Here is a 12,603-nt window from a genome sequence, read left to right as displayed (position 1 = left end):
TTACCATATACAGTAAAACTGTTATGAGGTGGTACTTTGTTAAAACGTTTGGTACTTATTTTTTCATTTTGCTCCCTGTTCTGGACTCTTCCGGTCTATGCCCAAGAAGATAAGGCAATAAATGGTGCGGCAACTCTAGGGGAAGTTTTTGGTTATATTAGTCAGTTCCATCTTGACAAGCCTGATATTGATGAGTTAACCAATGCTAGTATTAAGGGGATGCTGGATCAATTAGGAGATCCCTATACTGTTTATTTTACTGATGGGGAACTGAATCAATTTAATGATGAGCTAAACGGTGACTTTGAAGGAATTGGGGCAGAACTGGAGATTCAGGATAGGTACCCCAAGGTGCTACGGGTACTGGATCAATCACCGGCCCAGCAAGCAGGGTTACAAGTCGATGATATCATCCTAAGGGTGGATGGTTATGATCTGGCTGATAAGCCCTTGGTGGATGCTGTAAAGATGTTACGGGGAACCAAAGGGACAAAGGTTACCTTGCTGGTAAGACGGGCTGCCCAAGGTGATTTTCAAGTAAATATTACTCGTAATACAGTAAATATGCCGACAGTCTACGGTGAGTTGATCAATAATAAAATTGGCTATATTGCAATCGATAGTTTTGGCCTTGATACTGGGGAGGAATTTGGTAATCAATTAATAAAGCTAACTGAAAAAAATGCAGATTCATTTATTATTGATCTGCGTAATAACGGTGGAGGTTTTGTTGATTCTGCAGTAGAAATTGCAGCGTATTTATTGGGGAAAGATAAAGTTATTTTTATCACAGAGGATCGAGATAAACTGAGGATTTCCTACTATACTGAATATGAAAGGATAACCCAGCAGGTTCCCATGGTGGTATTGATAAATGGTGAAACAGCTAGTGCTTCAGAAATTTTGGCAGGTGCCTTGCAGGATTATGGTATGGCCACCCTGCTGGGTACCAACAGTTATGGCAAGGGAACAGTACAAGATATTATCCCTTTGGGAAATGGCGGAGCACTTAAAATAACCACTGCAGAATACCTCACGCCAAAGGGGCGCAAAATCAATGGCATAGGTCTAAAGCCAGATCTCAATGTAATGACGCCAGCCCTTCAATTACATGCGGCGGTACAGTTATTGCATCCGGAAAAAGTAACCCTCCGTTATACAAATGCTGGGGCTAGCATCAATGGTAAATTCTTTAACACAATAGGGCTCCAAAAAATGGCAGAAGAGTACTTTGTTCCCCTGCGTCCGACCATGGAGGCTTTGGGTTACCAAGTACATTGGGAAAATAATAGGATATTGGTCACAGGCAAAAATTCAATTTGGAAGTTACCAACTGACGGAGGTAATAGTATTTTAAACGGTCAATCTAAGATAACACGGCCTTTACTTAAGAAAGATAACACCACCTATATTTCATTAAAGGATTTGACTTTGTTAGGCTGTGAAATTCTGGTGCAAGGGAATGAAGTGGTTATTACAGATTAACTCTTATTGACCGGGGTTTTTTTAACCCCGGTCATATTTTAAAAGGACCAAAAGTATAATTGAATGGGATAAATACAGCAAGGGGATGTTAGATCATGCTAGATTTTTTAGAACCTCTGCTGCACCAGGTGACTGTTATAATTTCAGCCCTTGGCTACTGGGGGGTGGGGCTAGGTATGGCCATTGAGAGTGCCAATATTCCTTTACCCAGTGAAGTAATACTTCCCTTTGGCGGATATTTGGTTTACACAGGAAGGCTTGGTTTTTGGGAAACTGTAATGGCAGGCACTGTTGGAGGGACCATAGGATCTATTGCTTCCTACTATCTAGGCTTGCGGGGTGGGCGGCCTTTTTTGCAGAAATACGGTCGCTATATTGGAGTGACACCAAGTAAATTGGCCTTAGCAGATCGGTGGTTTGAAAAATATGGAGAGGCTACGGTGTTTTTTACCCGTTTGATGCCTATTGTCCGTACTTTCATTTCTTTACCCGCTGGGATCTCTGGTATGAATTTTAAAAAGTTTGTTTTTTACACATTTTTTGGCTCCTTGCCCTGGAGTATCCTCTTAGTTTATGCTGGATATGCTCTGGGACAAAATTGGCAGTCATTAAAACCTTGGTTCCATCGGGCGGATTTTTTAATGGCAGGTTTACTGGTGGTTTTGGTGGTTTATTACTTTTATGCGAAGAAAAAACGTAGATAAAAGGAAACCCCTCGGTCAATTAATGTCCGGGGGGTATTTTAGGTGGTTTTTTATTAATGAAGATGTTTTTTGAATGGCAGCCTTGAGGATTTTTCATCTTACGGGAAAACAAAGGCCAGGCCAGCAAGGTTAATAAGATGAGCAGTATGGTTACTTTGGTGGCTAGACCTTCGGCTTGACTAAAACTATGGCCCAAGGCTGTATAAATGATTATTTCAGGTAGTTTACCTATGGCTGTGGCAATAAAAAAAACCCGGAATGTCATTTTACTAAGTCCAGCAACATAGCTGATAATACTGGAAGGAATTATAGGGATTAAGCGGGCCATAAAGACTACCCAGGGACCTTGGCGGTGACTCATTTCATCAACCTTGATCAGATGGGCTTCCTTAAGGTAGCGTGTTACATAGCCTCTGCCGAAACTCCTGGCGATATAAAATGCAAGGGTAGATCCGATAATAGATCCTGTTAAGGTCAATATGATGCCATACTTGACTCCAAAAATAAAGCCATTGGCACCTGCCAAGAGGAAAAGTGGCAGAGGAGTAAATAGTGTTTGCAGGATCATTAAGGCTAGACAGATTAGCACTGTCATGGCCCCATAGGAGCGAAGATATTCGGCTAAGTCTTCAGAATTTGAAAAATTGGGCATATTCCAAGTGGGTAGCGTATAAAGTCCTAAAACATATAATGTTACCACAATAATGGATCCTGTAATGATTGCAACTACACATTTTTTAATCATATATATCCCCTAATGTTATGTATATAGAGCAAATTAACTATACCAAATTCCAGAAATTCTGAAAAGGTAAGAGATTACTAATTATAATATATTATAAAACCTGACAGCGAAATGCTCCCCTGAAGATTCCAGGGGAGCATTTATCGCAATTTTTATAGACTAAAAACAACAATTAAAAGCATCTTAAACCGTTCCTTGGCCATCAAGCCATGGGGTACGTTATTGGGCATGACTATAGTCTCGCCTTTTTTTACAATATGGGTTTCGGTACCAATGGTTATTTCAGATTCTCCATCCAAAATATAGACCATGGCATCACCTGGTGAAGAATGGGAGCTGATCTCTTCTCCCTGATCAAAGGCAAAAAGAGTAACGCTTAGGGGTTTTCCCTGGGCTAAAGTTCTGCTGACAACCCTACCCTCCTGATAATCTACCAAAGAAGCTAATTCGACTGCTTTGGAGAATTCAATATTCTTAATAAAATGTTGAGCTGACAATAGGCTTCCCCCTTATTCAATAATCTCAAAACCCTTTTCTTGAAAGACTTGTTTAATAGTGTTCATATCAATCTTTTTCAGGGCCGCCCCCTTGGTGATAGTCATAACTCTACCTGCTGTGTTTAACATAGCAGGTTTAACAATATCTGTAAAACCAAGTTCCAACATAATATTTGCTATTTCAGGGTGTTCTCGAACCAATTCATAGATATTTTTATCAAGGTTAACTGTTTTATTCATGTCATCACCATTTTATTTTTTGATTACCTTACCCCAAAATCACAAAAAATATAAAGCAAGTGGAACTGCTTTTCAGCCCACTTGCTTCCATTAATCAATGGTTGCTTCACCATATTTCAACAACTCAGATACAGTAACCAATTTGTAGCCCTGTTGCTTTAAACCTTCCAAAACTAGTGGCAATGCTTCGGGTGTTTGCAAGCAAGTATCACTGGCATGCATTAGAATAATTGCTCCAGGCTGTGTCTTTTTCAAAACACGGTCAACGATGGCCTGCACGCCAGGCTTTTTCCAATCTAAAGAATCGGCACTCCATTGAATAACCTTGTAATTTAGTTCCTCCGCGGTTGTCAGCACCATGTCATTCCAATCGCCGTTGGGTGTACGAATTAATGTTGGTGTTACACCAGTAACCTCCTTGATTTTTTTCTGTGCGGTAAGAATGTTTTTCTTTACCTCGTCTTTGCTATAATCACTCAAATTAACATGTTCTTCACCATGACTTGCTATTTCATGCCCCTCAGCCACAATTCTTTTAGGGAATTCAGGATGTTTTAATGCCCAGGGGCCCGAGATAAAAAAAGTAGATTTAACATTATGTTGTTTTAAGGTATCCAGGACTGGGCCGGGAACCTCAGTTCCCCAACTAATATCAAAGGTTAAAGCGGCTACCTTTTGATCTGTTTTCACCTTGTAGATAGCATATTTCTTAGCTGAAGTAGGTGATATCTGCTGTTGATATAGGAGTGCTGTAATAACACATGCACAGATAAAAAAGGTACCAAAAACAAGTAGCTGTTTTTTAAATTTACGGTAATCAAAAATAAATACTTTCATAGACGACACCTCCCCATACCTAAATAATATTGAAAACAAATGGAAGATATGAGGAAAATTTTTAAATTTACCCATTTATAAAAATTGTTTCCTGTTATCACTTATTGGTAACTGGCTAAAAATATGGCTGGAGGAGGATGAGGTGTGAAGCTTAAAAACTTTATCAGTGTTATCCTGTGTATACTAAGTATAAGTTTATTATTTCCTGAAAAGTCTTGGGCTGAAGATGTTTCCGTTAATAAAGTACCCAAAATTAAAGCTTCGGCAGCTTGTTTAATGGAGGTGAAAACTGGCCAAATTCATTTTGAAAAAGAAGGAGATAAAAGAAGAGAGCCCGCAAGTTTAACTAAAGTAATGACTGCCATTGTAGCCATCGAAAATGGCAATCTCAAGGATATTGTTACTGTGCAGCAAAGGGCTGCCAATGTCTCAATGGGACAAGATATCGGCTTGAATACTGGGGATAGGTTATATTTGGAAGATCTGTTAAGGGCTGCTCTAATGTATTCAGCCAATGATTCAACGGTAGCCATTGGGCAGCATATTGGTGGGAATCACGATCAATTTATTGATATGATGAACAAAAAGGCAACTGCTTTAGGTATGAAGAATACCAATTTTGCTAATACCAACGGTTTTCATCATCCAAACCATTACACCACAGCCAATGATTTAGCAAAGTTAACTTGCTATGCCTTAAGGAATAAGACCTTTGCCGAATTTGTTCGAACCAAAGAGGCTACGATTACCTGGCTAGCCAAAGAAAATAATGCAGAAACTAACGAAAACAAGAACATGACACCACCTAAACAACGAAGCCTAAGGTCCACCAACAGATTATTGCACTCGGATTTTGAAGGGATTAACGGGGTTAAGACAGGAACAACTCCAAGGGCAGGTAATTGTTTAATTGCCTCTGCTACCAGAGAAGGACGACAATTGGTGGTTGTTATCTTAAATAGTAACAATCGTTGGAACGATGCTACTCGACTGCTGGAATATGGTTTTAATGAAGTAAAACAGAGAATTTTGATTGAAAAGGATGAGGTGGTATCTGAAGTACAAATTCAAGAGGGGGTAGAGAAAAAGGTCACGCTGGTAACAGCCCATAAAGTTGAAGTTTATGTACCAGAAATAGATCGGGATAAAATAGAAAGGAAAATTACTTTAACCCCCTCAACCATGGCTCCTGTTAAACAGGGAGTTAAACTGGGCAAAATGGTATTTATACTAAAGGGTAAGGAGATTGCCGCAGTGGATTTGGTAGCAAATCAGAATATTGAACGACTTGCCTGGTATAAACGTCTTTTTGATTAAAATTATAAATTAAACAAAGGGGCTGTTGTACAATAAGTGATTATTGGTGCAAGGAGCCCCTTTGGTTCATTTAAGGCAATCTTATTTTAGTCCAAGAAAAATGCTTGACTTTCCGAGAAGCATCGTATATATTAATTATTGCCTTAAGAATATTAGGTTTTTGTTAGGGACGTTAGCTCAGATGGTTAGAGTGCTGCGTTGACATCGCAGAGGTCACTGGTTCGATTCCAGTACGTCCCACCAATCTTTATATTTTAGTTTTTTTACAACAAAGCTGGTGCAAAATAATCAGCTAAAATATTTTTAAGACTCAGGGTGTAAACCCTGGGTTTTTTGGTTTTATGTATTGTGTATAGAAATCACTTTCACTATCTAAATTGGTTTCAGGAGGTATCCATAATGAAACAAATACCAGTAAAAGAGATTATGATCAGTGCGGAGGATTACTTAACCATAAATCAATTTGACACTGTTAAAGAGGCAATTCAAAAATTGCAATCTTCCTTTAAGTTAGATGATAAAGGAATTGCCAGAGGGCATACATCAGTTTTAGTAACCAATGATAAGGGGAAATTAGTTGGCATTCTAACTATTCGAGGGATATTAAAGGCTTTGGTCATGCAAGAACAGAGCAAAGAATTACCAGCAAATTATTTATGGACCATCTTTGTATCTAAATCTTATAAAACCGCATCTGAAATTCCAGTGCGGCGGATTATGAAAGACCGTAACGTATTTTCCATAGGTCCTAATGAAGATATTATGAAGGCAGTGCATATGATTGTTGACAATAAAGTAAATGCTTTACCGGTGGTGGAAAATGGAAGAGCAGTGGGTATTATTCGGGCCAAAGATATATTTGGTATGATTGGTGTATTAATCGATGATTATGAAAATGAAACATAAGATTCGTCTTCTCTAAAAGGACAAAAGTGTTAAATAATTAGAATATATAAACTTCTTTCTAAAAGATTGCACAATTTCCAAAAAGTATTAAAATAATGTTTGTACAACTGAATAATAACTGGATGATATTTGCGGGAGAGTGGCAGGGATGCCCACCGAAGGAGTTAAACTCTCAGGTACTTTGGTAAAAGTAGAACCGTAAATGGACAGAACTCTGGAGAGACCCACTAAGGGCGCCGAAGGTGCAAACAGCTGTTTTTAAAGCTGTAAATCTCTCAGGCAAAAGGACAGAGGGTGAAAGGAAAAGCAATAGTTTATAAATTATGCTTTTGTTTCGCATAGTCTGTCTCTCTGGAGTCAAATCTTTGATTTGACTCTTTATTTTTTTCAGCATAGAAGAGGGAGATGGGGAAATTGGATTTTGTCAAAATTCTTGATCAAGTGGACAGTTTTGTATGGGGACCACCACTTTTAATGTTGCTGGTTGGTACTGGAATTTGGTTAACTTTTAGGCTTCAACTTATTCAGTTAGTTCGTTTACCAATGGCTTTGAAACTAATTTTTAAGGCCAAAAATGATGGCACAGGAGATGTTAGTAGTATTGGTGCTTTATGCACAGCATTGGCAGCAACCGTGGGTACCGGTAATATTGTAGGTGTGGCTACTGCTGTAGGTGCTGGTGGACCTGGAGCGATCTTTTGGATGTGGATGGCTGCATTTTTTGGTATGGCCACTAAGTATGCTGAAGGTCTGCTGGCAGTCAAATACCGCACCATAGATAAAAATGGACAAGTTTCTGGTGGACCCATGTATTACATCGAGAGAGGCTTGGGGCGTAAATATCGTCCACTGGCTATTATGTTTGCGGCCAGTGGAGTTCTGGTGGCCTTTTTCGGCATCGGTACTTTCCCTCAGGTAAATGCCATTGTTGATACTTGTAAACTTTCCTTAGGAATTCCTACCTATATCACTGCAGCAGTTATAACTGTGTTAGTGGCAATGGTTACCATAGGTGGACTGAAAAGTATTGCTCGGGTTTCAACGAAAATAGTACCTTTGATGGCTGTTTTATATTTACTAAGTTGTTTTTATATCTTAGTTATATTTGCTGATCAGATACCAGCCGCTGTAGAATTGATTATTTCCAGTGCTTTTACCGGAACTGCTGCTACTGGCGGATTTTTAGGAGCTACTATAATGTTGGCAATTCGTAATGGTGTGGCCAGGGGTGTCTTCTCTAACGAATCGGGTCTAGGTAGTGCGCCCATTGCGGCTGCTGCAGCAAAAACCAAATGGCCTGCGGAGCAGGGATTGATTTCCATGACTGGTACCTTTATCGACACCATAATCATTTGTACGATGACTGGTCTATCTTTGGTGGTTACTGGAGTCTGGTCAGGCGAAGCAAAGGGTGCTGCCATGACAAATGAAGCTTTTCTGGCTGCCATTCCCGGCTTTGGACCCATTGTTTTAACTGTTGGTTTGGTTCTATTTGCTTTTACTACTATATTGGGATGGAATTATTATGGGGAAAGATGCTGTGAGTATCTTTTTGGAGTCAAAAGTATTAAGGCCTATCGTTTAATTTTTATTGGTCTAGTAGCAGCCGGTGCCTTTCTGAAGTTGGAGGCTATTTGGCTGTTAGCGGATATCGTAAACGGCTTAATGGCTCTACCAAACCTAATTGCCTTGTTGGGTTTAACCGGTGTTATTGTCTCGGAAACCAAACTCTATTTGGATCATGTAAAGTCCCAAGAAACTAAAAATCGTTCGGAAGTAGTTTAGGATTCTTTGCTGTCAGCCCTCAGCCTTCAGCTTGTAGCGCATTTATAGAGGGTGTGGGCCATGAATAATGGTCCGGTAACATACGAATTAAAGGGTCTGATATTAATCAGACCCTTTAGAAATTTTGGAAATAAAATTAATATGTACACACGGTACAGACTATTTACAACCTCAGCCACCTTTACCGATCATTCTAAAGATTATGATTACTATGATGATAAGTGCTAGATAGGATGCAATGGAGCTTATATCCATGGGAAAGCCTCCTTTCTTACTAATTATAAATATTCGTCTAAAACAGGCTAATTCCTTTTCTTATATCTTAATTTACCTTTTCCTTTGTATGTTATATGATATAACAAAGGACATAGGGGGGATAAATATTGGACGTCAGATTCATGATAGGAGTAGGTTTCCTACTGGTGGCCGCCTTTATTTATTTTACACAGGTTGTCTAGTGCGACAGCGGGGACGGTTCTCGCTGTCGCATTCTGATTCTGTACTTAGATGCTGAAAAATGCGACAGCGAGAACCGTCCCCGCTGTCGCATAAAAAAACCGCCGGAAGGGCGGTTTTTTTATGCTATTTTTTATCCTTTGCTGCGTTAAGTTCAAGCCCAAGGATCTCTTTAATGTCCATCACTACCGGGGCTACTTGTTCTGATAAAGTCTCCAGTTTCACCAGCAATTCCTGAATCTTGGCCACTTTAGCTTCTGCTGTTTGAATGGTGGCTTTAGCGTTCCATCGTATAAAAAAGGAGCCTTGCATCATTTTTATCTGTTGCCTAAGTGATATAATTTCAGCTTCACATAGTTTTTTTAGCTCTTCTGTTTCTCGAAACATATAAAGAAACACCTGCCTTTTTTCCCATAATATTGAATACTGCTGTAAAAGGTGATGTTTCTGGTTAAGAAAATTTTAAAAGCAGTAGATATAAAGTTGCTAAAATAAAAATCTTTAGAGGTCTTGCTTAATATACTTTTAAAAAGCCAAAAAAAAGGGGTGGACTTTTTGGCTAAAAAAAGAAAGCATCATAGTAAAAGATATAAAGTAAATGCCAGTGTTACTAAAAAAAAGGAATTTATTTTACTACAAAGCTCTTCGGATAGGGTTGTGATTCCTACCTACATTAGAATAAAAAGAATGAAAATAAGGGGGGGATTTCAAACCTTTGTCAACTCAAGTTGTGTACATCAGCATGTTTCTCTACCCTTTATAGCTGATCAACCTAATTCCCAATCGGTAGAGATCAATATTTCTCCTGATATCATTCTAGACACTGCTAAAGGACGAGGCAGGAGGAAAACCTTGGGCCAGTTTGTTGCTGATGATTGCATCACTAATTCTCTAACTAATGTAGTAACTAATTTTTGTAAGCAGCCGGCCTTCGAAAATCCTTATCCAACCATAAATGGGTTAACGCCTGACGTTATTGGGCAAAAATCCCTAGTTCGCAGAAGGAAAAAGCCCAATATATCCTTTGTGCCTGAGGGTTGTCATACTGATATCATTTCCCTGCCAGCTTATCATAGTGTTAGTATTACCAACGAAATACCAAGGAAAGTATATACCTATATTGATCGGCCAAATTCCCCGGATATTTTAGGGCCAACATATAAAAAGAGAAAGCGTAGAGAATCAGATATAACTTCCTTTGTGCCTAAAAGTTGTACGGTTGATCTAGAACAAATCTCTTCATCAACAAAAGAGGTAGAATATTATGACATTTATAGCAAGGAGAGTGAGAGAAGTAATAGTGATACAGTTGTTAAAGTAACCCAGGAAACTAAGATATTTAAAAAGAGTTGGCTGCTTCTTGTAGTGTTTTTAATGTTGTTACTCTTATCTAGCTTGTTATGTTTAAAATAAATTTTTAGAAAGAAATTATCTTCAATAACTCCAGAGTTAGGATTGATCCATAATTTTTACATAGGATAGCAACATAGATTTTTGCCTATAATGCTAGTAGATAAAGATAAATTTAAAATTTCGCCAAAATTGAACCAGTATACAAAAAAATGCCTCTCATATACTAATAGTAAAGGAAGGGGTGATCGTGGAGATGAATCAATGCCTTTCCATTGGAGCCACCCAGCATATTGATTTGTTGAGAGATAAACTCGGTAAAGAGTTTAAATTAAACGGAGATAATAATCTAATAGTAAAGCTTACGGAAAAACCAGCTGGTAATATCACTTTTTTATCCTGTGATTTCAATGGAACTATATGCTGTGGCGGGCCTCTGGAAGATCAGATATTGTTCAGGCATTTTGTTGCAGATATCATTTCAGACCTAATTTTAAACCACTGGGAAAAGGCAATTATCTTGGATATTATCAGAGAAAGTTATTTTTTCTTTAATGAAGATGAGAAAAAAACAATTTTCCAATATTCTCAAGACTATTCCAATGGATTAAAGGTATTTCCTGGACGGATGGAACGTTTAGATAGAAAGAATTTTATAATTAAAAGGCTGGTAGAATATTTAGAGCAAAATAATAGCCTTGTCATAGATGGTTTTGTAAGATTTCGTTTGAAGGATTATATAAATGAGATAAAAGAAACCGTTGACCAGGCCGTAGATGATTATCTTATGGAAAGAGAATACAGAGAGTTTATCCAACTTCTTAAATATTTTGTGGAAATTCAAGATCCTAAAATTGACCTTGTTAATGTTTTACTTAACAAAAAAGGTACCTACCAACTCCTGGATCAAAAACATGAACCTATTAATAGTGAGTTTTTAGAAGGGTTTATTCTAGATGTTATGGATAATGAAATTAACTACGAAGACCTGTTAATCAGTGCTCTTATTACCATAGCTCCTAATAAAATAGTATTTCATTACGGAAGTCAAATAAAACCGCAAACCACTATTGATACGATCAAGCATGTTTTTGAAGGAAAAGTACAAGAATGTACTGGCTGTATATTATGCCAAAAACAACAGCAATAAACAACCGCCCTTCACAAGGCGGTTGTTTTATTGCCGTTAGCCATTAGCCTTTAGTCATTAACCATTTACTATTAGCCAATCGGCAATTTTGTATACTAAAAGCTAAAAGCTAAAAACTAAAGACTAAAAGCTAACAGCTAATTCTATTGCACCTTTCCTTACATTTTGATATAGTAATGTCGTTAATTGACGAATGGAGGTTATGTAAGGTGCAGTGGTGGACGGTTGTTCTAGTTCCTGTTATTGGCGCCTTTATTGGTTGGGTTACTAACTTAATTGCTGTAAAGGCTATATTTAAACCATATGAACCTATTCATATTATCGGGTCTTTTTCAATTCAGGGAGTTGTACCTAAAAGAAGGCAGGAGTTGGCCAGAAGCATCGGTGAGGTTGTGGAGAAGGAACTCTTTAGGGTAGAAGATCTCCTAAACCAAATGAAGTCTCCGGAAGTTCTAGATAAGATTGTAGAAACCGCCAGTGGGTCTATCCGTAATATGGTTGTGGAAAGGATTCCTGTTTGGGTCCCTACAACAATTAGAACGGTTATTCTTGAAATGATGGGTGACATGCTGAATAAACAGATGCCCCAAGTAATTGAACAAATTCTTGACCAGGCTGGTGGTAAAGTAACAGAAAAGGTTAATATTGCCCAGCTGGTTGAAGAAAGATTGAATGCTTATGAAATAAGACATTTGGAAAACATAATTTTATCAGTAGCTTCCCGGGAATTAAAACACATTGAGATTATTGGTGGAGTACTGGGCTTTCTTATTGGATTAGTACAGGTTGCAGTATTTTACTTGTCTGCTTGACATTTGTTATCAGTAAACCTATAATTAACCCGTAAATAGTGTGCAATGATAAGGAAAAGTAAGGCAGTATGTTCGCGCAGAGAGGAAGACCTAGGCTGAAAGTACTTCCCGATACCGCTGTCTGAAAAACCACCTTGGAGCAGTTTGCTGAACCTAAGTAGGCAAACCGGTAGGAAACCGTTATCATCCTTTGAGGTGGGAGTCTATGACTCCAACCAGGGTGGAACCGCGGAGATAACCCCGTCCCTGAGAAATCAGTGACGGGGTTTTTTATATTGCCATGAGCCATAAGCTAAAGACCCCAAAATAAAAAATGCAC

General features: G+C 38.4%; 13 protein-coding genes, 1 tRNA gene, 1 riboswitch and 1 other annotated feature. Of the genes, 9 read left to right on the top strand and 5 right to left on the bottom strand.

Annotated elements, in window-relative coordinates; genetic code table 11:
- Nucleotides 1-36: 36 nt before the first annotated feature.
- Entirely contained in the window at nt 37-1,485 is a 1,449-nt protein-coding gene (locus ACYQ03_RS12785; RefSeq protein WP_459910317.1) for a S41 family peptidase, read from the top strand.
- 95 nt (nt 1,486-1,580) lie between these two features.
- Nucleotides 1,581-2,189: a DedA family protein gene (locus tag ACYQ03_RS12780; RefSeq protein WP_459910316.1), complete on the top strand. Its 609-nt coding sequence runs from the start codon at nt 1,581-1,583 to the stop codon at nt 2,187-2,189.
- Nucleotides 2,190-2,208: 19 nt separating this feature from the next.
- On the opposite strand, the gene ACYQ03_RS12775 is transcribed toward ACYQ03_RS12780, so the two are convergent.
- From ACYQ03_RS12775 to pdaB, 4 genes are all read right to left on the bottom strand, one after another.
- On the bottom strand, nt 2,209-2,934 hold the full coding sequence (locus tag ACYQ03_RS12775; protein ID WP_459910315.1) for a TVP38/TMEM64 family protein: 726 nt from the start codon (nt 2,932-2,934) through the stop codon (nt 2,209-2,211).
- A 152-nt stretch (nt 2,935-3,086) separates the two neighbouring features.
- Entirely contained in the window at nt 3,087-3,431 is a 345-nt protein-coding gene (locus ACYQ03_RS12770; RefSeq protein WP_459910314.1) for a cupin domain-containing protein, read from the bottom strand.
- Between the two features lie 12 nt (nt 3,432-3,443).
- A complete protein-coding gene (locus ACYQ03_RS12765; RefSeq protein WP_459910313.1) occupies nt 3,444-3,671 on the bottom strand; it encodes a DUF1858 domain-containing protein in 228 nt (75 codons plus the stop codon).
- Nucleotides 3,672-3,761: 90 nt separating this feature from the next.
- Nucleotides 3,762-4,508, bottom strand: a complete 747-nt coding sequence (gene pdaB / locus ACYQ03_RS12760) for a polysaccharide deacetylase family sporulation protein PdaB (RefSeq protein ID WP_459910312.1) — start codon at nt 4,506-4,508, stop codon at nt 3,762-3,764.
- Nucleotides 4,509-4,652: 144 nt separating this feature from the next.
- On the opposite strand from pdaB, the gene ACYQ03_RS12755 reads away from it, so the two are divergent.
- The 4 genes from ACYQ03_RS12755 to ACYQ03_RS12740 all read left to right on the top strand — a co-directional run bounded on the left by ACYQ03_RS12755 (nt 4,653) and on the right by ACYQ03_RS12740 (nt 8,516).
- Nucleotides 4,653-5,825, top strand: coding sequence for a D-alanyl-D-alanine carboxypeptidase family protein (locus tag ACYQ03_RS12755; protein WP_459910311.1), 1,173 nt, complete (start codon nt 4,653-4,655; stop codon nt 5,823-5,825).
- 166 nt (nt 5,826-5,991) lie between these two features.
- Nucleotides 5,992-6,068 (top strand) — tRNA-Val (locus tag ACYQ03_RS12750).
- Between the two features lie 156 nt (nt 6,069-6,224).
- Nucleotides 6,225-6,731 (top strand): CBS domain-containing protein, encoded by a 507-nt coding sequence (locus ACYQ03_RS12745; RefSeq protein ID WP_459910310.1) that lies wholly within the window; start codon nt 6,225-6,227, stop codon nt 6,729-6,731.
- Nucleotides 6,732-6,935: 204 nt separating this feature from the next.
- A riboswitch (glycine riboswitch) is annotated at nt 6,936-7,032 on the top strand.
- A gap of 113 nt (nt 7,033-7,145) precedes the next feature.
- Entirely contained in the window at nt 7,146-8,516 is a 1,371-nt protein-coding gene (locus tag ACYQ03_RS12740; protein ID WP_459910309.1) for an alanine/glycine:cation symporter family protein, read from the top strand.
- Nucleotides 8,517-9,098: 582 nt separating this feature from the next.
- Here ACYQ03_RS12740 and ACYQ03_RS12735 read toward each other — a convergent pair.
- Nucleotides 9,099-9,359 carry a hypothetical protein gene (locus ACYQ03_RS12735; RefSeq protein WP_459910308.1) on the bottom strand — a complete coding sequence of 87 codons (261 nt, stop codon included), beginning with the start codon at nt 9,357-9,359 and terminating at the stop codon, nt 9,099-9,101.
- 168 nt (nt 9,360-9,527) lie between these two features.
- Between ACYQ03_RS12735 and ACYQ03_RS12730 the strand changes: the two genes are divergently transcribed.
- From ACYQ03_RS12730 to ACYQ03_RS12720, 3 genes are all read left to right on the top strand, one after another.
- Entirely contained in the window at nt 9,528-10,385 is an 858-nt protein-coding gene (locus ACYQ03_RS12730) for a hypothetical protein (protein ID WP_459910307.1), read from the top strand.
- Nucleotides 10,386-10,578: 193 nt separating this feature from the next.
- Nucleotides 10,579-11,472 carry a putative sporulation protein YtxC gene (gene ytxC, locus ACYQ03_RS12725; protein ID WP_459910306.1) on the top strand — a complete coding sequence of 298 codons (894 nt, stop codon included), beginning with the start codon at nt 10,579-10,581 and terminating at the stop codon, nt 11,470-11,472.
- Nucleotides 11,473-11,681: 209 nt separating this feature from the next.
- Nucleotides 11,682-12,284 carry a DUF445 domain-containing protein gene (locus tag ACYQ03_RS12720; protein WP_459910305.1) on the top strand — a complete coding sequence of 201 codons (603 nt, stop codon included), beginning with the start codon at nt 11,682-11,684 and terminating at the stop codon, nt 12,282-12,284.
- Between the two features lie 36 nt (nt 12,285-12,320).
- Nucleotides 12,321-12,535, top strand: a binding site (T-box leader).
- Nucleotides 12,536-12,603 lie beyond the last annotated feature (68 nt).

Source organism: Desulfotomaculum defluvii, assembly GCF_054657375.1.
This window is presented reverse-complemented; position numbering and strand designations above follow the sequence as displayed.